Here is a 25,552-nt window from a genome sequence, read left to right as displayed (position 1 = left end):
ACAGATTCACTTACGGATTCACTCATTTGTTTTGAAAATGTTTACTAATCATCATCGCAACTCAACATGGCCCGGCATTATTCTTTTATTAACTTCAATCTCTTCGCGGAAATGGAACCAGCGAGAACTTGCTTGTATTTTTCGATCATGGACGTGGGAACGATTCGGAACCGTTCCAGGTCTCCGCTTACGCATGCGAGGCGGAACCGGGCGGGTCTGAAGAAGTTCATATTATTTGTTCGAAAAGAAGGGAGCTCGCTAACTATGAAAAGAAACCTTTCCCTGCTATCCATTGCCATCCTCATGATGCTGCTGGTGTCAGGCTGCGGCGGAACGGCCGCGGAACCGCCCCCTCAACCTCCGGATCAGAGGCAGGACGGATCGCCTCAATCCATCCCTGCACAGACAGATGGCTCGGATACCACGCAGCCGAACGAAGCCTCGCGTACGAATGACGTCACCTATGACGGCGCCCCGGTAACCGTGAAGTTCATTATCGAAGTCGATGAAGAGACATTCCGCATCCGCTACAAAGAACAAATCGAAGCGAAATTCCCGAACATCACGCTGGAGCAGGCTAACGCTTCGCTCACTCCGGAAGGACTCCAGGAATTGAATGCGTGCGGAGATATTCCTGATTTATATGTTATGCATCAGGGCTATGACATGTTGAAGGAGCTGGATATGCTGGAGCCGCTCGATCCGTACATTGAGCAAAGCGGCTTCGATCTCGGGGTCATCAACGACGGCATCGTCGAGATCCAGCGCGCGCTCGATCCGGACGGCACCGGCCTGCTCTACGGCATGCCGATCGAAGGCACCCAGAGAGCTCTCTATTACAACAAAGCTGTCTTCGAAAAATTCGGCGTCGACTATCCGCGGGACGGCATGACCTGGGATGAAATCCTGGACCTGGCGAAGCAGGTAACGGCTGAACGGGATGGCGTGAAATACAGAGGCCTGTCCTTCGGCCACTACTCCGTCCCGCTCACTCAATTCGGCGTCAACGGAACCGATCCTGAGACCGGAGAAGTATTGTTTACGAAGGAACCTGCGTTTCAGCAATTTTTTGATATGCTGGATAAATACCGCAGCATCCCCGGAATGGTAGACTCAAGCGATTATTCCTACACCTTCAACAATGATCAAAATGTGGCGATGACGATCGTCTCCCTCCCTACGCTTCCGCTGTATAACGCTGTCCAGGGACTGGACTTCGATATCGTATCCGTGCCGGAATGGCCGGAGCACCCCGGTGTCGGACCATCTGTTCCGGCGATCTCCATCAGTATGAACAAGCATAGCCAGCATAAAGAGGCGGCTTGGGCCGTCATCGCGTATCTGGCTTCGCAGGAAGGCCAGCTTGTGCTGTCCCGTGTCGGCAGCCCGCCGACGATCAAGAACGAGGAAGCGTTCGAGCAATATTCGGCGGCGGACATGGAAGCGACCGACAAAACATATAACATTCGCCCGATTTTTGAGCAGCGTATGGCGAGCATTTCAAATTTTTCCCCTTATGGGCCGTTAGTCACGTTCTTCTACGATGATTACATCACTCAGAAGGCGCGTACCTTCGTCACGACCCCCGACAAGGATACGGCGACTTACTTGCGGGAGATGGAGGAGGAATATGCAGCCATCGTCAAGGAAATGAAGGAATTGAAATAGAACGCTGCCTCCTTCCTTCGTTCCTTTTTCATTCGCTGCCGTACACGGTATACTGTCATAAGGAGGGATCGAACATCATGAACAGACAGAGAATGCCGTGGCTCGCCGCCTGCTCGGCGCTTCTTATTGCCAGCGGATTGATATCGGGCTGCGCAGACAACCAGGCCGCACCCGATGCTTCCCTGTCCCCGGCACAAACTCAGTCGAGCCCGACGGGCGCCGGGACGCCAGGAGAAGCTCCCGCAGACTCGGCTGCGGCCGGACAAGATGCGGCATCGAATTCCGACACGACGGCTGGCGGCAATTCGTCGGCAGGACAATCTGCGGCGGACGATGCGGAGGTGGAACGGGTACTCCAATCAATCGATACCGGGAACGGCTGCCACAAGAAGATAGAGCTGCTGAAGGACGGCGGCAAGCGGGTCACCATCACCGACCCGAACGGGAAGGCGACGGTCCGTAAGGTCGAATATGAAGGCATGATCAGTGCCGTAGATGGCAGCAGCGTGACGGTTCAATTGGAGCATGGCGGAGAAAAAACGATCGAGGTTGGGAATCATATGATCGCCGATGATGAGACAGGCCAAGGCTTCAAGGCGGGCACCGAGATCGAATGGGATGTCGATCAGGACGGAACCATTCTCAACATCGAGTTGGACGATTAAGCTGCCCCTCAATCACAGTCTATCTAATTTGGCATATTGAACCAAAGGGTGCCCAGGCCATATCGGCCCGGACACCCTTTTCTTGCGGCATTGCTTAGCTTTGCGCCATTCCTGCTTTGACCCAGCCGGCTGTCGTTACGGTGCGCTTCGCTTGGTGCTTCACCGCAGCCTCTACATTTTCGACCATCTTGCCGTCCTGGCCCACGGTTACGCTGGTGCCGTACGGGTTGCCTCCTGCCGCATACGCCGCTGGATCGGTATAGCCGGGAGCGACCACGATGGCGCCCCAATGATACATCGACGTATACAGGCTCAGGATCGTCGCTTCCTGTCCGCCATGCGAATTGCCGGCGCTGGACATCGCGCTGACCACTTTGTTCGTCAGCTTGCCTTGCGCCCATAGCCCTCCGGTCGTGTCCAGGAACTGCTTCATCTGGGATGGCATATTGCCGAACCGGGTCGGCACGCTGAAGATGATGGCATCCGCCCACTCCAGGTCCGCAGGCTGTACCGTCGGCACATGCTGCGTCGCGTCGACATGCGCTTTCCAAGCCGGATTGCTCTCGATCGCCGCGGGCGGCGCCAGCTCAGGCACCTTGAGCACCTTGACTTCGGCTCCTGCCGCTTCCGCTCCTTCCTTGGCCCATTGCGCCAGTTGATAGTTCGTGCCTGTCGAGCTGTAATAGATTACTGCCAATTTCACATTTGCCATCATAAACCGCTCCTTTATTTTCATTTTCGGTGTATAGAGTCAATCTGTCTTTCAGTCTTTGGTACGTTATTTGCGGTACAATGGATAATCGACATTCGTCGGCACTTCAATGGCAATCAGGCGTGTCGCTTCCTCCGCCTGAATGCGCAGGATTTCATTATCATCTTCTTTACCGGTCGAGATTATGAATTGTTCGCCGGCATACTGCACCAGTTCTTCTCCCGCTTCCACGGAACCGATGCTCCCCTTGCCGCCAATAATCAGCCCCGTCCATGTACGGCCGGGCGGCAAGACGGCCTCGTAGCTATAGCCGGCTTGCACCGTAATGTCCCACATGCGCGCATCCGCTACAAGGCGGAACGGCGCCCCGTCGCCGAGCACCGTCTTCACGGTGGCGCCGCCCGATTCATGAACCGGGAACGCCTCGTGCTCGAACTGAGCATAATGGGGCGGGCGCTTTCTCGCCTCCAGCAGATTCGGCTCGAACCAGATCTGGAGCATATCGGCATCTGGGCCGACGATGCGTTCGCTGTGCTCCACGCCGCTCCCCGCTTGAATCAATTGCGCGCCTCCCGCACCGACGACGCTGTCCGTTCCGAGCGAGTCTCCATGATGGGTCTTGCCTTGAATGACATAAGACAGAATCTCGAACGCCTGGTGCGGATGAGGCGGGATATAGCCCTCCTCCTTCGCCTTGGCCCAAGCCCAATAGAACAACGTGCTGACACGTGTGACGGCCCCGCCCTCATGCGGGAAGCCAATCGGCTTGATCTCCGTAATCCGGCCGCCGTCGAACGCACCCGTTCCCATCTGGCTCGCCGTATACCGCTGAATCTTCATATCCATCCTCCCTTTGCCATGAATTTTGACTGGCTTTGCCAGCATAATTATCTTTAATTCGAGATATATGACAACAACAATGCGATCGCTAAGCAAGAGGTACCTATTCATCGCGCCTGCCTATTGAGCGCCTATGAGTAACATCATAATCCGTATTTATCTCGATGTCAAGATATCTCCAGCCACCACCCTAATCGCATACACCGGGCAAAAAGGGGCATACTTTCCCTAAGCAACCGGAATATTGAAGGTAAGAGGGGATAAGCTTGATCACCATCGGCGATATTTGCGATAGCGTGAGAGAGGCATCGCGTTCGAACGATTTCATAGTTCAGCGTTTGCATAATGGAGAACTGCAAGCGATTATTTATTTCTTCGACACGCTTTGCGACACGAAAGTAATCAGAGAGCGGATTTCAGACCCGTTTGCCACATGCGCTACAATCGAAGCCTTCACGGGAGTGCTTCAGTCTGAGCTATTATGTGAGGAACTTCAGGAGGTAAGCGCAATCCCTGCGAAGCTGCTGGAAAGCCGCGCCATTGTCTTTTTCAATGACCGGTTATGGGCGTTGTCTGCAGCGGATGTCAAAATCAATCAGCCGGATGAAGCCGCTGTCGAATCTACGATTCAAGGTCCGGACTTCGCATTATCGGAGAACCTCAAGACAAATATCAACTTGATTCGCAACCGCTATCCTTCCTCCTCTCTCGTGATGGAAGAATGGCATGCAGGCCGGATTTCCCGAACCAAAGCAGCTATTCTATATGATTCCACACTCGTCAATCCCGATGTATTGCAAGACATTCAAAAAAAGCTGCAAGCCGTTGATGCCGATATTGTTCAAGATGTAGAGCAGCTTGAAGCGCTCATAACGCCAACGAAGTATCGGCTCTTTCCCGTCATGCTGAGTACGGAACGGCCGGATCGGATCGCGTTGAATCTGGCACAGGGCAAGGTCGTTATCCTTATGCAAGGAACGCCTTACGCCTTGCTTGCCCCTGTTGTGTTCCATGATTTTATGTGTTCGGTCGATGATGTTTATCAATCCTTCTGGGTGACTCACTCGTTGATCATCCTTCGGTATTTGGCGCTGGTCATTACGGTTATTCTGCCTGCTTGCTATATTGCGGTCGTCTCCTATAATCCGGAGATTTTCCGCGTGCAGCTAGCTGTATCTATTGGCGGAAGCCGATCCACCGTACCGTATCCATCCTTTTTCGAGGTCTTCATTATGCTGTTTGTTCTCGAGACGTTAATCGAGGCGAGTATCCGGCTTCCCAAAAACATAGGCCAAGCCGCTACGACTGTAGGCGGACTTATCCTTGGCCGATCGGCACACGAAGCGGGCTTAGTAAGCAGCATTATGATTATTGTTGCTTCTGCCGTCGCTATTGTTAACTTTGTCATTCCCCTGAATGCGATGAGTACTGCGATGCGCGTGATGAAGTACCCTTTCATCCTGCTCGCCATGCTATTCGGGATTACCGGTATATTGCTTGGCCTGGTTTGCTTTACGCTTTATTTGGCAAGCATGACAAGCTTCGGCCAGCCTTATTTCCGCATCTATCGAGGAGAATATTCAGCCACTAACTATAAGCAAAGGAAATGGTCATGAGCCGGTATCAATTCTATCTTGTCATCCTGTGTGGAATCATTAGCCCCGCTCTCTACTTGCCAAGAGCGCTCCTCCAGGCCCGGTACGACGGAGCTATTGCCTCGGCTGGGATCGCTATGGTGCTGGGCTTGGTGATGTCCTGCCTGTTCAAGGCAAGCCTGAAGCCCTTTCACGACTTATCTCTGAAGGAGATTATAGAGCGCCACGTCCCCCGTTCCATTGCGATGATTATGTTTCAGGTTCTCGGCTTGACCTGGTTCGCGGCAGGCGCATCGGTTTTGCTTACGATTTGTTATGTCATTAAGGGGTTCATTAACCCGAATATGGACTTTTACGTGCTGCTCTTCTGTTTCCTGATCGCCGTCTGCTGGGCATCCTTAAGAGCTTCCATCGCGATTCTCTACAATCTGGAGTTATGGATATTTATCATAACCCCGATCCTTGGGCTTATTTGGATAAAAGCAGCCCGCACATCTACATTTTCTTGGGACGCGGTGTTCACCATGAACGATTACGTATTGAACGCTCCGTCCTGGAACGGGATCGCTGTCGCCAGCTTTTTATTTTCTGGATATATCTCCTTGTCCGTGGACCAAGCAACTCTTCGGGGAGGCGGCATCAGGTTATGGTGGATTCCCGTCCTCGGCAGTATCGTATTCGGAGCCGTCGTCTTCATTCCGATCGGCATCCACGGTACTGAGGCGGTCGATCAATATATCCATATTTGGGTAAATACGGCCGATTCGATCCAGTTCAAATATGGCGTGATTGAGCGCGGAGTATTTCTGCTTTTATTCAGCTATATCATCATGTCATTGATATTTGCGGCGACAAGCTGGAATGCAGCCGCCGAATGGATGAGCGGAGGCTTCCAGTCCCGCCCGGTGCATATCAAGCGCATACTGGTAGGACTTGCCGCGATTGCCGTATTGGCCGCCGGTTATTATGTGAATGAGAAGCAAATCATCACACTCTCTCATTACTGGTTCTCGCTTCGCTTCGCCGCCGAGCTGGTACTGGTCGCCGTCATGGTTGGAATCGGAAGGAGGGAACGGCATGCCTAACAGATTATTGGCTATCCTCCTGAGCGCAATCCTCTTGCTCACGGGGTGCGGCTTCAAGGATATTGACAAGCGTTTTCTGATTGTGGCGCTGGGTATCGATCAAGGATCGGAGAAAAAATACGAGGTGACCGTAAAACTCATTATCCCCACGACCTTGACGGAACCCGGCAAATCGAACTTCCAAATCGTTAGCAAAGAGGCGGACAGTATCCCCGAAGCATTGGAACTGATGAGATCCGACGTAGACAAAGAATTGGATCTGAGCCATGCCAAAGTTACGGTTTTCGGCAACAAGATTGCCCAAGGGGATATGAAGAAGCATATCGACTGGTTCGTACGCCGCCGCGGAGTCCAGCGGATCGAATATGTAGCCGTCGCGGAACACTCCGCCAAGGAGATTCTAGAGCTCAGTCAGAAATCCGAGCGTTTGCCCGGCAATTCCCTGATTCTGAGCTTTGGCCGGGAAGGAACCGAATCGTCGTATATTCTTACCGAATACCTGTACGATTTTTATGAACGGCTCTTAGAGAAAGGGAGAGACCCTTACTTGCCGGTCATTAAAATCAGAAATCACACCTATGAGATTAACCAGGTTGCCCTGTTCGATAAAAGTAAAATCAAAATGGTGCTCGAACCGGATCAAACCCTCATCCTCAATCAGTTGATGTACATGCATCCTGGCTTTGAAGTAAACATTAAGGAACAGAATCTGAAAGCCTCCTTGGCCGTCCATAAATATAAATACCGTTACAAGATCAACACCTCTAATCACAACCAGCCGACAATAGATTTCTTTGTGAAGCTGAGAGGGATCGCGGAAGAATCATCCGCTACGATACTCGAGTCCAACCGGGCAGACATCGAACGGGTGGCCGAACGAACGATAGAAAAATCTTATCTTGATCTATTGAACAGATTGAAAAACATGCAGCTGGATCCGGTTGGATTCGGATTGCGCTATATTGCGACGCGGCATGGAGGACATCAAGATTGGGACAACTGGAAGACGCTATATCCCCGTGTCAAATTCAACGTCAAAGCCCGTGTCACCTTGGACAGCACAGGCGAGATTGAATAAATCAGCCGCAAGGCCAGCCATGGCTCGCAACCGCCTGCATTACTTTGCAAGCGTACCTCGGAATTGGGTGTTTTTCCGGGTCGCGGAATGCCGAACAGCCCGTCGGCGGGTTGCCAACGGGCTGCTGCTATTCGTGTACACGGCAGCGCACATCTGCTTTTTCTATCTTCCTATTTACTATCTATGCTTTATTCTTGATTATACAATTCTTCAATATATACTCTTTCTCCGTGCATCAAGTAAACTACGTTTTTGTCGGCATCCAGCGCCGCTACCAGCTTGGTCTCCTTATTTTGGATAAAGCTAAAATCTTTAGCCGAGTTGTCCCATTTCACTTCAAGTCCCTGGATGTCCATATTGAACAATTTCTTCGCAATCGGGGCGACCGCTTCTTTCGCTTCTTTTTCGGTAATATCTTTCTTCAACACCTGTTTTCGCCCGCCGTCATGAACGTAGCCTACCTTCCCCGTCTTGGCATCCAAAGCAAGCGTAACCTTGCCGCCTGTAAGCTTCCACTTCTTATTCTCAACGTTACCCTCTAGAACTGCTTTCGTCACGTCCAAGTCGAGATCTACAGCCGTTTTCACTGCTTCCGCCGCCGTTTTCAGTAATTTCGGTTCAAGCTCGTTCTTGCTAAATTCGATCGCGGCCCCAATACGAGTTTTCTCTGTCGACCCTGGCAGATTTTTCATCAGAAAGGCGGAGAAATCCTTCCCGCTCAAAGAATACTGGGTAAAAGGTTCCTTTGGATTTTCATAGTACTCGGACACGTTAACTTCTTTATCAAATGTGTATTTTTTCTTGGCATGCATCCCTTTCAGCACTTTCAGGATTTCATCCTGATCCTTTTTGCTGATTCTATCGATGCTTTGCTTGCCTCTGATATTCCATATTTTTTTGTTCTCTTGTATATAGGCTACACTATAAGTTTCATCTTCAGAACGAATCCACACCCACCCTAACATTTCATCAAGCTCGCCAACATCCTGCAACTTAATCTCTTTCCCCGCGAATTGTTTTACGGCCTTTTGCAGCTCGGCAGCCAGCTTCTTGTCGATTTTCACTTCTTTGCTCTTCGCTTGCTGCTGTTCTTGCTGCTTCTCTTGCGCTGCCTCGGCTCCGGCAGGAATCGGGCCGGCCAATGCCGCCAGCATGCCGGATACGACCAGTGTTGCAACGATAGCTTTTTTCATATTCATGATAATCCTCCTATGCATCTGCTTCTGTTCTTTAATTCCCTGCGGCCGCTCTGCTCCCCGACTTTATGTACACGACATTTTTCTCGGCATCCAATGCCGCTCTCACGGCCGTAATGTCATCTTTTTCGATGAAGCGGTAATCTTTAAATAAGCTGTCCCATTTTACTTCATATCCCGTAATGTCGATATTGAATAATTTCTTCGCGAGCGGGGCGACCGCTTCTTTGGCTTCTTTTTCTGTCATCTCTTTATTCGTCGTGACCTTATTGCCTTGTTCATTGATCAGGCTGATTGCTTTCCCGTTCTCCATATAAACCGTCACTTTGTCGTCCTCAAGCACCCACGTATGATGCGTCCACTGACTCTCGATCTCGGCCTTCGTCACGTCAAATTGATGATCGAACGCCGTTTTGATCGCTTCCTTTGCCGATTTCAGCAATTTCGGATCAAGTTCTTTTTTGTCAATATCGATCGTCGTTCCGGCGACGTGGCCATTGTCTTCTGAAATATTATGATGCACAATAATGCGAAAATCTTTCCCTTCTAAATGATAATATCTATTATCGGCAAGTTTCCCCTTACTATTGTCGTAGGATTGGTACAGTGTAACGTTTTTGTTAAATACATATTTCTTCTTTGAATAGGTACTCTTTAACTGTTCTAAGGCTTGGTTTTGAATTTTTTTGTCGACTTTGTCGATTGTCGTCTCAACGAAAACACTCCATATTTTTCCGCCTTTAGAATCAAAGTCAACACCATATTTTTCGTCTGCCGATAGAAGCGTAACCTGCCCATTGTTAAGTTCGCCGGTATCCTTAAGCTTAATCTCTTTCCCCGCAAGTTCATTTACCGCTTTTTGCAGCTTGGGAGCCAGCTTTTTGTCGATTTTCACTTCTTTGCTCTTCGATTGCTGCTGTTCTTGCTGCTGCTCTTGCGCTGCCTCGGCTCCGGCAGGAATCGGTCCTCCCAATGCGGCTAGCATGCCAGATACGACCAAGGTTACGACGATAGCTTTCTTCAAATTCATGATAAATCCTCCTATATACATGTTCCTACATCAAATTAGAAATTGACCCCAATCAAACGCCGTCTCCCCCGTGGGACGCATTGTCCCCGGATTTAAGATACACCACGTTTTTGTCGGCATCCAATGCCGCTCTCACCACGGTGCCTTTATTTTGGATGAAGAAGCAGTAATCTTTATATAAGCTGTCCCATTTCACTTCAGACTTGGAAATGTCGATATTGAATAATTCCTTGGCAATCGGAGCGACCTTTTCTTTGGCCTCTTTTTCCGTAATCACTTTATTTGTCGTGACTTGTTTGCGCGCATGATGATAAAAGTTGGTTGCCTTCCCGGTCTTTGCTTCTACATAAACCATAGCATTGTCGTCCTCAAGGACCCATGAATTCCCTCTATCCCCGGTATATACGAGAGCAGCCTCCGTCACGTCGAATTCATGATCTAAAGCCGTCTTCACCGCTTCAGCCGCCGTTTTCAATAATTTCGAATCAAGCTCCTTCTTGTCAAATCTGATATTGACCCCGTACAGACGTTTATCTTGCGGCCACGTATCCAGACTTACCGTAAAGTCTTTCCCTCTCAACTGATATGTGACATGATCTGTAAGCTTTTCATTTTTATCATCATAGTTCGTGTACATGACCACTTCTTTATCAAATTTGTATGTCTTCTTTGAATACATCCCTTTCAAAATTTCCAGGATCTCATCTTTATCCTTTTTGCCGATTTTATCGATTGTCGTATCTCCGCTCACACCCCATATTCTTCCAGATTTATGTTCGAAGTAAGCTCGATAGTTTCCGTCTTCAGATTTGACTTCTACCACCGTTCTTGCTTCATTATCAAACTCGCCAACATCCTGCAGCTTCATCTCTTTTCCCGCGAACTGTTTTACCGCTTTTTGCAGCTTGGGAACCAGCTTCTTGTCGATGGGAACCTTCTTACTATCGGATTGCTGCTGTTCTTGCTGGTGCTCTTGCGCTGCCTCCGCTCCGGCAGGAATCGGTCCTGCCAAGGTAACCAACATACTGGATACGATCATAGATGCTAGAATTGCTTTTTTTACATTCATAGTAATCCTCCTGGTTCATTGTGCATGCTATATAAGTTGAACTAAAGAAGATCCACCACTCTATCAGACTCCATTCGCACACAGAGACGGTTAATGATTGCTTAGGTTCTTTCAACACTGCATTCATGAAAGAGCAGACATTCTTCCGTATCTCCGCTACAGTGTGGTAGAAGACGTTATTCACTACGTCCGCCGAAGTGGTTGGTAAAAACATCCTGTTATGGAAGGTAGATTGTTCAATTTATAAAGCGGCCCGATATAATGTACACCGCGTTCTTATCGGCATCCAATGCAGCTCTCAATACCCTTTCTTTGCCTTTATCGAAATAATAATTTTTAAATTCGTTGTCCCACTTCGCTTCCAATCCCGAGATATCGATATTAAACAAATCCTTGGCAAGCGGAGCGAGCACTTCCTTTGCATCTTTTTCCGTAACCTCTTGGTTGGTCGTTACCGCTTTCCTTGTTTTATGATATACGCTCGAGACCGTTCCCTCTTTTGCTTCCATATCAAGTGATACATCGTTATCCCCAAGTGACAACATATTAAAATTTTCCCCGGCAGGATAAAGATACGCCGCTGTTACATTCAAATCATGATCGAAAGCCGTTTTCACCGCTTTTGCTGCCGTTTCCAGCCATTTCGAATCGAGCTCCTCCTTGGCAAGCTTTAATGTAACTGCACTGACAAAACCTGTCCCGCTCCATACTGCCTCAAAATCTTTCCCTGTCAACGTATACGAAAAATAATCTTTTAGTTTTTCTTTTTTCCCATCATAAGGCTTAGTCAGAACAACTTCTTTATCAAGGACGTATGTTTTCTTTGGGTATGCCTCTGCGTATGCCCTTTTCAGCGCTTTCAGGACCTGCTCCTGAATCTCTTTGCTGACTTTATCGAGTGGAATCGTTCCGTCTATCGACCATACTTCACCTTTTTTATAATCAAAATGGACGACGTACTTTCCATCTATCGATGTAACCTTTGCAAATTCAGCAGATGTAGACTCGCCCGCATCCTGCAGCTTTACCTCTTTCCCCGCAAATTGTTTTACCGCCTTTTGCAGCTTGGCAGCCAGCTTCTTGTCGGTTTTCACTTCTTTGCTCTTCGCTTGCTGCTGCTCTTGCTGCTTCTCTTGCGCTGCCTCCGCGCCGGCAGGAGTCGGTCCGGCCAATGCGGCCAGCATGCCGGATACGACCAGTGTTGCGACGATAGCCTTTTTCAAGTTCATGGGGAATCCTCCTATGTAACCACCTGAATATATGTTCACCTATACTATCCTAGCGAAGGAGTTGGAAAAAAACCACAAAACATTCTATTAATATTAATTAAGAAAACGTTAATACTAACTAACAGAATATATCAGTTACTTTTGACCATTGGGTACACTATATTGAACAGAGCGTCACCGTCTTTGGCATCCAGATACATTAACCAACTTAATTAAATCGGGAATGTTCATTTTCTGCGGCTGCCGTTTTTTCAACAAATTGCTTGCTACTGATAATGCTTTTTAAGAAAACCTTAACAACTCTAAGAAAGTATTAAGACAATCAGATGCTTGCCCTTTACTCATTCCGGGTCACAATATACAAAAAAAGCACCCACATTGGGTGCTAATGGGTACTTTCACTAGTCGAGACAATATTTTAAATTGAAGAATTCCTGAGCTTGGACAATTTCCCCACCGTCAGCCGGGAACATCAATGATGATCATGCTCAGAGCGTTGTAACGCCGCATGGCCCCGACAAATCCTGCAAAATTGCATCAATTCGATAGGCACGACTTCACCAAAAAGGGAATCCTGCAAAACTGCAGGAATTTCCCCCGAGTCGCTTCGACTTGGAGCAAAAGGGACTAAAATGATGTAGTTTCGCAGGAATTCCTCAGGATGTGGACTCATTGGGCCGAAATTCCTGTAAAAACGCAGCAATTCCCTCCCACGCTCAGCCCCAGAAGGTCTGCCCCACAGGAAGCAACTACGCCTCCAGAATGCGATGATGCCTCTAGCATAAGATGACGCCCTGAATGCAACGATGCCTCCAGGATAAGATGACGCCCTAGAGTGCAACAATGCCTCAGGATGCGATGACATGTTCGTCCGGTTCACCGTCCTCCGGTTCGCCGCATTCCCTGCATTCTTCCGTAGATATAGAAAGGCTGTTTTCTAAGATATTGTTGCTTTTTATAAAATGAATTTCAAACTATTAAAAACGTATAATTGAAACTAAAGGGTTAAATATTCGTATAAAATATTACAGATAGAAGGGGGCGTTATTTTGAAAGCCAAAACAATATTAGGTTATTCTGAAAAAGCATTTGATAAAAAGCTGAATGATTTTCTATCCGATGCCTCATTAGAGATAATAGAAGTACAATATTCTTCAAATATTTTTTCATAGTGCGTTGATTTTGTATAAGTAGAAAAGTAATGTGATATTTACAAGCAGGTGTCGTCATTTGACGGCATTTTTCACTTTAAGTTGTGGTATTTTTGAATCTAATGGGTTAAGTATTCCTATAAAAGTTTATAGATTGGAAGGAGGTGTTACAAAATGGACTATACTGAAATATATAATGAGAAACTGATTGCCTCAGTAAAAGAGAAATTGAATTCAATTGGTGAGGTTAAAACGGTGAAGTTTTTGAGAGAAGAAACAGGTATGTCATTGATAGAGGCAAAAAAATTTGTAGATGCTTTTAAAGCATAAGCATAAATTAGAGTGAGTCACTAACTTGTGGCTCTTTTTTATGCACTTCTTAGCATTTCAACAGTTTTATAATTAGATTTTTGACATGCTGAAACAAGCATTCGTTCTACACGTTTATCAAATGCTAAATTTTTTCCTAATTCCAACCAACGAAACCAATAAAGGTAATTGTCTAAATAACGAGTTCCTACACCTTGAAAACGTTCCATCCAACCTTTTAGGCGATTATGAAAGTTATTAACATGTTGAATGTGGTAGATTCCCTTTTTCACACGTTGTTTTTGTCGCTCATTGACAGTTTCATGTTGTAATCCCTTAATTTTTGCAAACTTCTTATAGTTAGTCGCTGTATCTGTACATAACAGAGAAGACGGCTGAATATAGTCACCTATTACAGCGTCAATTTCTTCGGCTTTAACACGCCCTGTTCCAGCCTTTCGAGCAATAATATTTCCATTACGGTCTTGTGCCACGACAACGGCAATTTTAAGATTAGAAATCCCTCTTTTTTCGTCTTTTTCTCCACGTTTCTTGGCTTTTCTATGGGTAATTTTACGCTTACCCTTTAAAGACTCACGGAAGAAGGTTTCGTCACTTTCAACGATGCCTTGCAGTTGACTAAAACCAAGACTGCCTAATGCGTTCAAAATTTTATGCCTCCAGTAGAAGGTGGTAGAGATGTGTATTTGTAGTTTTTCAGCAATTTTCGGTAGAGTATAACCTTCGACCATCAATTCAATGTATTTCACCCATTTTTCAGGATAACGAGACCCAAAAAATGGCGTATTGGTCATATCATTGAACGACTTCCCACAATCATTACATAGATAGCGTTGTCTTGAACGATACTTACCGTTCCGCTTTACAGATGTACTCCCGCAATGAAGACAACCCAAACCAGATGCAAATCGTGATTCACGAATGCTTTTAAGTAATTTCGTAATTTTATCTGGTTTATCTGGAAATAAATCTTGTTTCACGGCTTCAAACAATGCTAATTGCTCTGGCTTTGTAAGTTCGCTGAAATCTTCATATACATCTTTCCACATCCAAAAACACCTCCTTAAACCCTATTATATCAACCCTTTAATAGTATGTTTAAGAAAAGTATGTTCAAGAAAGCCACAATCTATACGAAAACAGCCTATAGAAAAAACCACTGACAGAAAGTCAGTGGTCTTTGTCTGCTTGGCAGCGTCCTACTCTCCCAGGACCCTGCGGTCCAAGTACCATCGGCGCTGGAGGGCTTAACGGTCGTGTTCGGGATGGGTACGCGTGGAACCCCTCCGCTATCGCCACCAAACAGGTGTTGGATGAAACCAACATGTTCAGGTCAGCACCGCCAAGTGCTGATGCGTATCTACGTCGGCAGCTCTTGTCTGCCTAACAGATGTTGCACCCTGAAAACTGAATGCGAAAGTTCGTCTTGCGAATCATCTTACTTAGGATAAGCCCTCGACCGATTAGTATTGGTCAGCTCCATGCATTGCTGCACTTCCACCTCCAACCTATCTACCTCGTCGTCTTCAAGGGGTCTTACCAATGTGGGAAATCTCATCTTGAGGGGGGCTTCACGCTTAGATGCTTTCAGCGCTTATCCCTTCCGTACTTGGCTACCCAGCTATGCCTCTGGCGAGACAACTGGTACACCAGCGGTACGTCCATCCCGGTCCTCTCGTACTAAGGACAGCTCCTCTCAAATTTCCTACGCCCGCGACAGATAGGGACCGAACTGTCTCACGACGTTCTGAACCCAGCTCGCGTACCGCTTTAATGGGCGAACAGCCCAACCCTTGGGACCTACTTCAGCCCCAGGATGCGATGAGCCGACATCGAGGTGCCAAACCTCCCCGTCGATGTGGACTCTTGGGGGAGATAAGCCTGTTATCCCCAGGGTAGCTTTTATCCGTTGAGCGATGGCCCTTCCATGCGGTACCACCGGATCACTAAGCCCGACTTTCGTCCCTGCTCGACTTGTAGGTCTCGCAGTCAAGCTCCCTTCTGCCTTTGCACTCTTCGAATGATTTCCAACCATTCTGAGGGAACCTTGGGGCGCCTCCGTTACTCTTTAGGAGGCGACCGCCCCAGTCAAACTGCCCGCCTGACACTGTCCCCGAACCGGTTCCACGGTCCCAGGTTAGAACTCCGATACGATCAGGGTGGTATCCCAACGGCGCCTCCACCGAAGCTGGCGCTCCGGCTTCTCAGGCTCCCACCTATCCTGTACAGACCGTACCAAAGTCCAATATCAAGCTGCAGTAAAGCTCCATGGGGTCTTTCCGTCTTGTCGCGGGTAACCTGCATCTTCACAGGTATTAAAATTTCACCGGATCTCTCGTTGAGACAGCGCCCAAGTCGTTACGCCATTCGTGCGGGTCAGAATTTACCTGACAAGGAATTTCGCTACCTTAGGACCGTTATAGTTACGGCCGCCGTTTACTGGGGCTTCGGTTCATAGCTTCGCCTTGCGGCTAACCACTCCCCTTAACCTTCCAGCACCGGGCAGGCGTCAGCCCGTATACTTCGCCTTACGGCTTCGCACAGACCTGTGTTTTTGCTAAACAGTCGCTCGGGCCTATTCACTGCGGCCCCCTCGGGCTATAAACCCTACCGGGGCACCCCTTCTCCCAAAGTTACGGGGTCATTTTGCCGAGTTCCTTAACGAGAGTTCTTCCGCGCGCCTTAGAATTCTCTTCTCGCCTACCTGTGTCGGTTTGCGGTACGGGCACCTTTACCTGGCTAGAGGCTTTTCTTGGCAGCATGAAATCAAGACCTTCGGTACTGTAATTTTCCCTCCCCGTCACAGCCCAGCCTTACGGTCAGCGGATTTGCCTACTGACCAGCCTCACTGCTTGGACGAGCATCCATCAGCTCGCGTCCCTATCCTTCTGCGTCCCCCCCCCCATTGCTCATAACGGCTACGGTGGTACAGGAATTTCAACCTGTTGTCCTTCGACTACGCCTTTCGGCCTCGCCTTAGGTCCCGACTTACCCTGGGCGGACGAGCCTTCCCCAGGAACCCTTAGGCTTTCGGCGGACATGATTCTCACATGTCTTTTCGTTACTCATACCGGCATTCTCACTTGTGTACAGTCCAGCAGTCCTTCCGGTCTGCCTTCAACCCGGTACACAACGCTCCCCCCCCTACCACTGATGCAAAGCATCAATCCATAGCTTCGGCGGTACGTTTAGCCCCGTTACATTTTCGGCGCAGAGTCACTCGACCAGTGAGCTATTACGCACTCTTTAAATGATGGCTGCTTCTAAGCCAACATCCTGGTTGTCTGGGCAACTCCACATCCTTTCCCACTTAACGTACACTTAGGGGCCTTAGCTGATGGTCTGGGCTGTTTCCCTCTTGACAACGGACCTTAGCACCCATTGTCTGACTCCCGGATAATAAGTCCATGGCATTCGGAGTTTGACTGAGCTTGGTAACCCTTGGCGGGCCCCGCACCCAATCAGTGCTCTACCTCCATGACTCTTCCTCCGAGGCTAGCCCTAAAGCTATTTCGGGGAGAACCAGCTATCTCCGAGTTCGATTGGAATTTCTCCGCTACCCCCACCTCATCCCCGAATTTTTCAACATTCGTGGGTTCGGGCCTCCAGTGCGTGTTACCGCACCTTCACCCTGGACAGGGGTAGATCACACGGTTTCGGGTCTACGCCTACGTACTCATTCGCCCTATTCAGACTCGCTTTCGCTGCGGCTACGGCTTTTCACCTTAACCTTGCACGTAAACGTAACTCGCCGGTTCATTCTACAAAAGGCACGCCATCACCCATAAAAAAGGGCTCTGACTTCTTGTAAGCACACGGTTTCAGGTTCTATTTCACTCCCCTTCCGGGGTGCTTTTCACCTTTCCCTCACGGTACTGCTTCACTATCGGTCGCCAGGAGTATTTAGCCTTAGCAGATGGTCCTGCCGGATTCCCACGGGGTTTCACGTGTCCCGCGGTACTCGGGATCCGTCTCGGAGGGCATTTACTTTCGAGTACAGGGCTATTACCTTCTTTGGCGGGCCTTTCCAGACCTCTTCGTCTAATAAACACCTTTCTGACTCCATGTGAGACGTCCCACAACCCCGGAGAGCAAGCTCTCCGGTTTAGGCTCTTCCGCGTTCGCTCGCCGCTACTGACGGAATCACTATTGTTTTCTCTTCCTGAGGGTACTTAGATGTTTCAGTTCCCCTCGTATGCCTCTTCACACCCTATGTATTCAGGTGTGAGTGACTGCCTATTACAGCAGCCGGGTTTCCCCATTCGGACATCCCCGGATCGATGCTTGCTTACAGCTCCCCGAGGCAATTTCGTCGTTCGCCACGTCCTTCGTCGGCTCCTGGCGCCTAGGCATCCTCCGTGTGCTCTTACTAGCTTAACCTAGCAAGGTAGTTTAAAAAGTCCCCAAAGTGGCCTTTTTAAACCATCATTATTTATAAGGATGATTCTAAGCTTTACTTTCGCGATTCAGTTTTCAAGGTACAAGTGAAAGGGATTATCCTTTCAAAACTGAAAACGAGTGATGTTTGTGTGTGGAAGCTTATGCTCCCTGTATGTCTCCGTCGCAGGAGACGTAATCCTTAGAAAGGAGGTGATCCAGCCGCACCTTCCGATACGGCTACCTTGTTACGACTTCACCCCAATCATCTACCCCACCTTCGGCGGCTGGCTCCTTGCGGTTACCCCACCGACTTCGGGTGTTGTAAACTCTCGTGGTGTGACGGGCGGTGTGTACAAGACCCGGGAACGTATTCACCGCGGCATGCTGATCCGCGATTACTAGCAATTCCGACTTCATGCAGGCGAGTTGCAGCCTGCAATCCGAACTGAGACTGGCTTTTTAGGATTCGCTCCACCTCGCGGCTTCGCTTCCCGTTGTACCAGCCATTGTAGTACGTGTGTAGCCCAGGTCATAAGGGGCATGATGATTTGACGTCATCCCCACCTTCCTCCGGTTTGTCACCGGCAGTCACTCTAGAGTGCCCAACTTAATGCTGGCAACTAAAGTTAAGGGTTGCGCTCGTTGCGGGACTTAACCCAACATCTCACGACACGAGCTGACGACAACCATGCACCACCTGTCACCTCTGCCCCGAAGGGAAGCCCTATCTCTAGGACGGTCAGAGGGATGTCAAGACCTGGTAAGGTTCTTCGCGTTGCTTCGAATTAAACCACATACTCCACTGCTTGTGCGGGTCCCCGTCAATTCCTTTGAGTTTCAGTCTTGCGACCGTACTCCCCAGGCGGAATGCTTAATGTGTTAACTTCGGCACCAAGGGTATCGAAACCCCTAACACCTAGCATTCATCGTTTACGGCGTGGACTACCAGGGTATCTAATCCTGTTTGCTCCCCACGCTTTCGCGCCTCAGCGTCAGTTACAGCCCAGAAAGTCGCCTTCGCCACTGGTGTTCCTCCACATCTCTACGCATTTCACCGCTACGTGGAATTCCACTTTCCTCTTCTGCACTCAAGTCACACAGTTTCCGATGCGACCCGGAGTTGAGCCCCGGGTTTAAACACCAGACTTACACGACCGCCTGCGCGCGCTTTACGCCCAATAATTCCGGACAACGCTTGCCCCCTACGTATTACCGCGGCTGCTGGCACGTAGTTAGCCGGGGCTTTCTTCTCAGGTACCGTCACCTATGGAACAGTTACTCTCCATAGCGTTCTTCCCTGGCAACAGAGCTTTACGATCCGAAAACCTTCATCACTCACGCGGCGTTGCTCCGTCAGACTTGCGTCCATTGCGGAAGATTCCCTACTGCTGCCTCCCGTAGGAGTCTGGGCCGTGTCTCAGTCCCAGTGTGGCCGATCACCCTCTCAGGTCGGCTACGCATCGTCGCCTTGGTGAGCCGTTACCCCACCAACTAGCTAATGCGCCGTAGGTCCATCCATAAGTGGCAGATTGCTCCGCCTTTCCCGATTCCCTCATGCGAGGAAATCGACTATCCGGTATTAGCCCACGTTTCCGTGAGTTATCCCAGTCTTAAGGGCAGGTTACCTACGTATTACTCACCCGTCCGCCGCTAAGCTAATGGTTTCCCGAAGGAAACCGTCGCTCCGCTCGACTTGCATGTATTAGGCACGCCGCCAGCGTTCGTCCTGAGCCAGGATCAAACTCTCCATAAAAGTAGTTTGACTTGCTCATTCTATTGCTGACGAGGTCAAAATGACCTCTTGCACAAACATCACTCGTTGTTCAGTTTTCAAAGAACAATCCGGCAACCAACCTCATCAGTAAGTTGCTTTCTTTTTTTCACCGCCGTTCAGCGGCGACTTTTATAATATATCATGTCTTCGTTTCAGCGTCAAGCACTTTTTTTAAAAATCTTTTTCGCTTCAGGCGGCTAATGCCGCTCTTTCGAAGACAGGAATCTAAATATAACATGCCCCAGTAACAAATGCAACCCCTAAATTAACTTTTTCTACTCACTGTTCTTACCAACTTATCGGGCGACATTTACCTTATCAGAAATCAAGTATGCGCCGGTGTACACGCCGCCGAACCGTGCCATGGCCCGGCGGCATGATCCCTAATCATTGCTGTTAGATGCCTGACTGCCTCTCCAGACGCTCCACTTCCCGCCGTATCCGTTCCGCTTCGTCCTCCATGTTCAAACGGGAATAGCACAGCTCCATCATCTTCAGATCGGAGAGCACCGGCTGATCGATTTTCTTCAAATAATAAAGTGCCTTCTTCTCATCTCCCGAAGCATCCTTCGTCGTTCCGAACATTTCCATGCGGGCAAGGACCCGCAAGGCATGCCGATTACCCGCTTCCTCCAAGTAAGCTCGCTTGGCCGACTCATAATCCGCTTGCAGAACGTATTGATCTCCGTCGGACAGCAGCCCATCCGGAATGCGAATAAGCGGCAGTTCCCTTTGGTTGACGATCGTGTAAGGCCGGGAACTGCTAATTTTCCTGTCCTGATTGTCATAGGCATCGACGCTCCACATATACTGTGCGCCAGGGTATCCGATACCGAGCAAATAGGAAGGATAAATCCAGACGCCCTCATCGGGCGACCAATTCATTCCGCCGCCGGCGGCACCATTCTCTCTCAGCTCCGAAAGACGGTACGTAGCTTCCGTCCCTGCATGCTTTCCTGGAAGCACATGAGTGGCAGCCCCCCGGGATTGGCCGGTTCGAGACTGATGCGGCTCCATCCATTGCACCACATAATAGGCTGCGCCCGGATAAGCTTCCCACCGCATCGTAATCGCATCGCCATCCACGGTGGCAGGACCTTGCGGCTCGAGGATGCTCAGATTCGGATTCAACTGCACGACGATCCCTTCCACCGCTTGCCCGTGCTTCAAAACGAGTCTCTCGGGCGAAGTTTCGGCGTACGTATAGGACTCCAGTTCCCTAAGCGGAGCTCCGATTTCGATATCATAGGTCTGTTCCGGCACCTGATAAAAACGGAATTCCCCGTTCTTATCCGTCATCACCATTGGATAATTGTCCGGACGGGGAGGAGAGTGCCATGAGTTCGCGTCGGTCTTCCGCAGCACGACGACAGCCCCTTCCAGCGGCTGCTGTCCCCGCATGACGGTGCCGCTTAGCATGGGCTTCTCCCCTTGCTTGGGCACCCTAGATTCCAGGAGCTTCACTTGATCGCGGTATTCAAAATTATGCAGCGTATCGCTTCGCATCAATTCCCTGTAGAGCTGCTCCGCTTCCTCCCATCGTTTCTCGAGCATATAGATCTTGCCCAGCCGGCTCCGGACGAGCGAAGCATTCGCATGATCGGGGTAGTCGCGAAGGAATTGATCGGCCTGCTGTTTCATCTCCCCCACTGAAAGCTCCGTGTCTTCCGATCCTTCCGTCGAAAAAGAGGAACTATTCTTGCCGATATACAGCATGTTCTCGGTTGCCGGAAGATGCCTTCCCATAAGCGCAAAATACCTTTCATTGGCCGTATCGTCCACGCAACCAAGCAATGATAACCAAAATTCATGGGGCTGTGCCGCTATCTTGGGCAAAATCCAGGACACTCCCGACAAAGCGGCCAGCACGGCCAATAGGATTGCGAGATGCCGCACTTTTAACCGTATCATTCCCTCCCCTCCTTCTCGAGCAGTGAAGCTCTGATATAGATGCCGCCCATGTAGACGAAGCTGTCCTCCAATGCGGCCGTCTCATCCATAGCCATCCGATCCGACTCGCCTGTCCCCCTGGGCAGAAGCAGCGGGGAGAGTGCGAGGACCAGCAGCAGGAACAAGCCCGGAATCGCCAAGCGCAGCGGAATCCGGATTTCACGCTCCCACAGGGAAGGCTTCGCGTCCGCGATCACCTCTTGCTTCATCTTCTCCGTAAATGCCACCGGCATCATCTCTTCCTGCAGCGCCTCGCGCCAATGACGATCATTCATACTCCCACCCGCTTTCCTTCAATATTCTCTCAAGCTTACGGCGTGCACGCGACAGTCTGCTCTTCACCGTGCCTTCGGGCTGTCCCAGTACGACGCTGATGTCGGCAATGGGCCAATCTTGAAAGTAATGAAGCACGATCATCTCCCGGTCTGGATAAGACAGCTTCCGGATGCAATCCCCCAACGTGAGACGCAGCGCCACCGATTCCGTGGTTCCGATGGAAGAGATCTCGTTCCGCCACGGCTGCTCCCTGAAGAACAGCCGCTTCCATGACGCCTTCCGCATCTGGGCCCGGCACAGGTTCACCGTAATCTTCATTATCCATGCCCGCAGGCTGCCGTTCTCCGACTTCTGATGAATTCGGCGGAACACAGTCCAGAACACTTCCTGGCTTATGTCCTCGGCGCCATGCCGATCACCAAGCAGCAAGACAGCCGTCCGCATGACATCGTTACCGTACGCATCCATGAGCGACCGCAGCGCCTCGCGGTCACCGCTTCGCAACCTTGTCACCCATTCCTCTTCGGCGTTCATCTTCTCCCCCCAGTGGCTCTCTATATAGATAGATGCGATCAAGCGGCTGCAGGGTTGCATTTCCATCCTATAAAAAGCGGCATTCCGAAAAAATTCCGTCTACTGGCAACCCACTTAAGCCATCAACCAAAAACATCAACAGAGCAGAAGGACCGATTCATCTGAGCTAATGGGATACCGGCTGAAAGAAGCGAAAGAAGCATTGACTCCCCCATACAATGAAGAAAAGACCATTGCCCGCTAATAAGCGAGAACGGCCTTTCCTTGTGTGCAATGATATAAAATAAATGCTTTGTGTCAACACTTAGGCTTCATCCCAGAAGCGCTTCAAATTTTGCAACCCGATCGAAGAGCCGACCCGGCAGTCTTCCATGCCTTCGAACTCAAGCGTAATACAGCCGTCATAGCCCGATTGCTTGATAAGCTTGATGATCTCCCGCATCGGCAAGTCGCCCTGGCCCAGAATCGCTCCCCGCAAAAAGTTGTCGTTGGCCGTCAGGAACCAGTCTCCCTCACCCGGGTGCTCATAGAACGGACGCACATAGAAATCCTTCACATGGACGAGCGAAGCATACGGCAAGTTTTTCTTCACGCCGACAAGCGGGTTCTCATCGACGCACAGGAAGTTCCCGACATCGAGCGTCGTCTTGAAGTTCGGACGGTTTACCGATAACAACACACGCTGCACACGGTCGCTCGCTTGCGCAGAGAAGCCGTGGTTTTCCAAGGTCGTCGTAATGCCGAACTGTGCCGCATAATCCGCAATCCTGCGGCTTCCTTCTACCATCAGATGGAAATTCGCCTCGAACCATTCGATCGTCATCTGTTCCTTCGGCAGGGTGAACGCCGTGACATCATGGCGCATATGCTTGATCCCCATCCGATGCAGCAGATCGACATGCTGCTTAACGCGTTCGACTTCCGCCTCGAATGCCTCCTCTGTCTCCTGAACGAAGTTAGCCGGCATCGAATAGTTCGACAGCTCAATGCCGCGCTCCTTCGCCTTGTCGCGAACGGCATCCGCCAACTCCGGATTGTCGACCAAAGTGAAGCCGTAAGGAACGATTTCCATATGTTCCCCGCCGTTGTCGGCAATCCAGTCGATAACGTCCAATACCGTCATCTCGCCCGCTCTGATCGCTTGCAGCAGACTGTACGTGCTGAGACCTGCTTTCATCGCATCCACCTCTTCATTAAAATGATACTGTCCTTGGACACAACCAATTTGTGATATCGGTAACACAAACCTGAAGATGTAATCGCTTACCTCTACATTTCACTATATCATACTTCGAAAGAAGAATCATGCGGAAGCCCAAGAAAAAAAGCTGCCGATGCGTTCGGCAGCCCCTCTGCTGATGCTGATGAATTCGTCCGAGTTCTAAAAACCTGCTCCGTAACTATGCCGCGATGCCCAAAGGTGAGAATAAGATATACACGGCCACCATTAACAGCACCATGACGATCGTAAAGACTTTCGCATGTTTCCAAGGCGTCAAATCGACTTTGCCCGATTCGAACAGCTCGAAATCCTTCTCGCGCGGCTTCCATTTTCCGACAAGAAGCATGACCAGAACACAGACCGGGAATAATACGCTTAAAATGTATAAGAAATTGATCGAGCCCATAAAAAACTTAGATAAGGTATATAGCACGATGTGTACAACCAATGCAATCTTCGGCGCGATGGCCGGCACTTTTTTGCTGAAAAAACCGACGACGACCGCGGCAATGATCGGGATATTGTAAAACCCGAACATCTCCTGCAAGTAGTAATACAATCCTGAAGGCGCATACAGAATGAATGGCGCTACGATAACGGCAACGAGGCCCAGCGCGATGGCAAATCTTCTGCCAGCCTTCACCAATTGTTGCTCTGTCGCATCCGGCTTGAATATCGGCTTATAAATATCGAGCGTAAACAAGGTCAACGAGCTGTTCAAAGCCCCGTTAAAGGAGCTTAAGATCGCACCGAACAACACGGCGGCAAAAAATCCGGACAGCAGCGTCGGCAGCACTTCAATGACAAGCGACGGATAAGCCATATCGGCATTGCTTAACGAATTGTTGAACAGATGATACGCGATGATGCCCGGGAGCACCAGATAGAAGGCGCCGAAGATTTTGAACATCCCGGCGTACAGCACGCCCTTCTGCCCTTCCTTCAAGTTCTTCGCCCCCAGCGTACGCTGGACGATGGCTTGGTTCGTACACCAATAGAACAGATTGTTGAACAGCAGCCCGGCGAAGATCGTTACCCATGGCACAGGAGAGGAACTGTCTCCTATCGAGTTTAATTTTTCAGGCTCTTTGTGCAGCAAGGTGTTCACGCCTTCGACCAGGCTGCCCCCACCAAGCGCGAACAGGCCAAGAACCGTAATCAGCAGGCCGCCGACAATAAGCCCGACGCCGTTCAGCGTATCTGAAAGCGCGCAGGCGCGCAGTCCTCCGAGCACGACATAAGCGATCCCCGTAATTCCAATCGCAAGCGAGACGATCAAAATGATATTGAAGTCACTTAAGCCGAACAGGTCCGATATATTGAAAATTGTATCCAGCACCAATGCTCCGGAATACAGAACCGTCGGCAAGTAAGCCATCGCGTAACCAAGCAAGAAGAGAACGGAGATAATCTGGCGCGTCCGCAAATCGTAGCGCTGCTCCAGAAAATCCGGGATGGTTGTAATCCCTGTCTTCAAATAACGGGGCAGAAACACAAACGCCATAAAAATCAAAGCAATCGGGGACGTGACTTCCCAGGCCATCACGACCATGGACGTCGCATAGCTTTGTCCGTTCAAGCCGACCATTTGCTCCGTCGACAAATTGGTCAACAGAAGCGAGAAAGCGATTACAACACCAGTCAAGCTGCGCCCGCCAAGGAAATATCCATCCGAGCTGTTGAGGTTGATGCTGCGCGTTTTGTACCAGGAGTACCAGGCGACAATGCCGGTGTACAATAAAAAGGTGATGACGGTAATGTAGGTCAT

19 protein-coding genes and 3 rRNA genes are annotated in these 25,552 nt (G+C 49.8%); 7 read left to right on the top strand and 15 right to left on the bottom strand.

Annotation, left to right across the window (positions count from 1 at the left end; translation table 11 throughout):
* Nucleotides 1–264: 264 nt before the first annotated feature.
* Together FLT43_RS20980 and FLT43_RS20975 are read left to right on the top strand one after the other, a co-directional pair.
* A complete protein-coding gene (locus FLT43_RS20980; RefSeq protein WP_087443050.1) occupies nt 265–1,668 on the top strand; it encodes an ABC transporter substrate-binding protein in 1,404 nt (467 codons plus the stop codon).
* Between the two features lie 77 nt (nt 1,669–1,745).
* Complete coding sequence (locus tag FLT43_RS20975; protein ID WP_087443049.1) at nt 1,746–2,333, top strand: hypothetical protein; 588 nt, start codon at nt 1,746–1,748, stop codon at nt 2,331–2,333.
* Between the two features lie 94 nt (nt 2,334–2,427).
* Here FLT43_RS20975 and wrbA read toward each other — a convergent pair whose 3' ends face one another.
* On the bottom strand, nt 2,428–3,045 hold the full coding sequence (gene wrbA / locus FLT43_RS20970) for an NAD(P)H:quinone oxidoreductase (protein ID WP_087443048.1): 618 nt from the start codon (nt 3,043–3,045) through the stop codon (nt 2,428–2,430).
* A gap of 66 nt (nt 3,046–3,111) precedes the next feature.
* Nucleotides 3,112–3,885 carry a pirin family protein gene (locus FLT43_RS20965; RefSeq protein ID WP_087443047.1) on the bottom strand — a complete coding sequence of 258 codons (774 nt, stop codon included), beginning with the start codon at nt 3,883–3,885 and terminating at the stop codon, nt 3,112–3,114.
* 266 nt (nt 3,886–4,151) lie between these two features.
* Between FLT43_RS20965 and FLT43_RS20960 the strand changes: the two genes are divergently transcribed.
* From FLT43_RS20960 to FLT43_RS20950, 3 genes are read left to right on the top strand one after another with little or no spacing between them, the layout of a single operon-like run.
* Entirely contained in the window at nt 4,152–5,501 is a 1,350-nt protein-coding gene (locus FLT43_RS20960) for a spore germination protein (RefSeq protein ID WP_087443046.1), read from the top strand.
* Nucleotides 5,498–6,565 carry a hypothetical protein gene (locus FLT43_RS20955; protein ID WP_087443045.1) on the top strand — a complete coding sequence of 356 codons (1,068 nt, stop codon included), beginning with the start codon at nt 5,498–5,500 and terminating at the stop codon, nt 6,563–6,565. Before FLT43_RS20960 ends, FLT43_RS20955 begins: the two co-directional genes overlap by 4 nt.
* Nucleotides 6,558–7,643: a Ger(x)C family spore germination protein gene (locus tag FLT43_RS20950; protein WP_087443044.1), complete on the top strand. Its 1,086-nt coding sequence runs from the start codon at nt 6,558–6,560 to the stop codon at nt 7,641–7,643. The genes FLT43_RS20955 and FLT43_RS20950 overlap by 8 nt, the downstream gene beginning before the upstream one ends.
* 188 nt (nt 7,644–7,831) lie before the next feature.
* On the opposite strand, the gene FLT43_RS20945 is transcribed toward FLT43_RS20950, so the two are convergent.
* From FLT43_RS20945 to FLT43_RS20930, 4 genes are all read right to left on the bottom strand, one after another.
* Nucleotides 7,832–8,842: a hypothetical protein gene (locus FLT43_RS20945; protein ID WP_087443043.1), complete on the bottom strand. Its 1,011-nt coding sequence runs from the start codon at nt 8,840–8,842 to the stop codon at nt 7,832–7,834.
* A 31-nt stretch (nt 8,843–8,873) separates the two neighbouring features.
* On the bottom strand, nt 8,874–9,869 hold the full coding sequence (locus FLT43_RS20940) for a hypothetical protein (RefSeq protein WP_087443042.1): 996 nt from the start codon (nt 9,867–9,869) through the stop codon (nt 8,874–8,876).
* A gap of 52 nt (nt 9,870–9,921) precedes the next feature.
* Entirely contained in the window at nt 9,922–10,938 is a 1,017-nt protein-coding gene (locus FLT43_RS20935; RefSeq protein WP_087443041.1) for a hypothetical protein, read from the bottom strand.
* Nucleotides 10,939–11,174: 236 nt separating this feature from the next.
* Nucleotides 11,175–12,167, bottom strand: coding sequence for a hypothetical protein (locus tag FLT43_RS20930; protein WP_087443040.1), 993 nt, complete (start codon nt 12,165–12,167; stop codon nt 11,175–11,177).
* A gap of 1,049 nt (nt 12,168–13,216) precedes the next feature.
* On the opposite strand from FLT43_RS20930, the gene FLT43_RS30585 reads away from it, so the two are divergent.
* Nucleotides 13,217–13,339 carry a hypothetical protein gene (locus FLT43_RS30585; RefSeq protein WP_255321597.1) on the top strand — a complete coding sequence of 41 codons (123 nt, stop codon included), beginning with the start codon at nt 13,217–13,219 and terminating at the stop codon, nt 13,337–13,339.
* A gap of 153 nt (nt 13,340–13,492) precedes the next feature.
* A complete protein-coding gene (locus FLT43_RS20925; RefSeq protein WP_115057733.1) occupies nt 13,493–13,648 on the top strand; it encodes a hypothetical protein in 156 nt (51 codons plus the stop codon).
* Between the two features lie 38 nt (nt 13,649–13,686).
* On the opposite strand, the gene FLT43_RS20920 is transcribed toward FLT43_RS20925, so the two are convergent.
* The 9 genes from FLT43_RS20920 to FLT43_RS20880 all read right to left on the bottom strand — a co-directional run bounded on the left by FLT43_RS20920 (nt 13,687) and on the right by FLT43_RS20880 (nt 25,552).
* Nucleotides 13,687–14,697 carry an IS1595 family transposase gene (locus FLT43_RS20920; protein WP_087443039.1) on the bottom strand — a complete coding sequence of 337 codons (1,011 nt, stop codon included), beginning with the start codon at nt 14,695–14,697 and terminating at the stop codon, nt 13,687–13,689.
* A gap of 137 nt (nt 14,698–14,834) precedes the next feature.
* Nucleotides 14,835–14,951, bottom strand: a 5S ribosomal RNA gene (gene rrf, locus FLT43_RS20915).
* A gap of 140 nt (nt 14,952–15,091) precedes the next feature.
* A 23S ribosomal RNA gene (locus tag FLT43_RS20910) occupies nt 15,092–18,028 on the bottom strand.
* Between the two features lie 203 nt (nt 18,029–18,231).
* Nucleotides 18,232–19,781: ribosomal RNA gene (locus FLT43_RS20905) — 16S ribosomal RNA — on the bottom strand.
* Together the 16S, 23S and 5S rRNA genes form the textbook arrangement of a ribosomal RNA operon.
* Before the next feature lie 417 nt (nt 19,782–20,198).
* Nucleotides 20,199–21,713 (bottom strand): carboxypeptidase-like regulatory domain-containing protein, encoded by a 1,515-nt coding sequence (locus FLT43_RS20900; RefSeq protein ID WP_087442721.1) that lies wholly within the window; start codon nt 21,711–21,713, stop codon nt 20,199–20,201.
* On the bottom strand, nt 21,710–22,027 hold the full coding sequence (locus FLT43_RS20895; RefSeq protein WP_087442722.1) for a hypothetical protein: 318 nt from the start codon (nt 22,025–22,027) through the stop codon (nt 21,710–21,712). The genes FLT43_RS20900 and FLT43_RS20895 overlap by 4 nt, the downstream gene beginning before the upstream one ends.
* Nucleotides 22,020–22,562 carry an RNA polymerase sigma factor gene (locus FLT43_RS20890; protein ID WP_164776439.1) on the bottom strand — a complete coding sequence of 181 codons (543 nt, stop codon included), beginning with the start codon at nt 22,560–22,562 and terminating at the stop codon, nt 22,020–22,022. Before FLT43_RS20890 ends, FLT43_RS20895 begins: the two co-directional genes overlap by 8 nt.
* A gap of 304 nt (nt 22,563–22,866) precedes the next feature.
* The gene (locus tag FLT43_RS20885) at nt 22,867–23,739 is read right to left on the bottom strand and encodes a sugar phosphate isomerase/epimerase family protein (RefSeq protein WP_087442724.1); all 873 of its coding nucleotides are present in this window, start codon (nt 23,737–23,739) and stop codon (nt 22,867–22,869) included.
* Nucleotides 23,740–23,962: 223 nt separating this feature from the next.
* Entirely contained in the window at nt 23,963–25,552 is a 1,590-nt protein-coding gene (locus FLT43_RS20880) for a solute:sodium symporter family transporter (RefSeq protein WP_087442725.1), read from the bottom strand.

The sequence above is a fragment of the Paenibacillus thiaminolyticus genome (assembly GCF_007066085.1).
GTDB lineage: Bacteria > Bacillota > Bacilli > Paenibacillales > Paenibacillaceae > Paenibacillus_B > Paenibacillus_B thiaminolyticus.
Note: the sequence above shows the minus strand (reverse complement) of the source record. Positions and strands in the feature narration are given on the sequence as shown.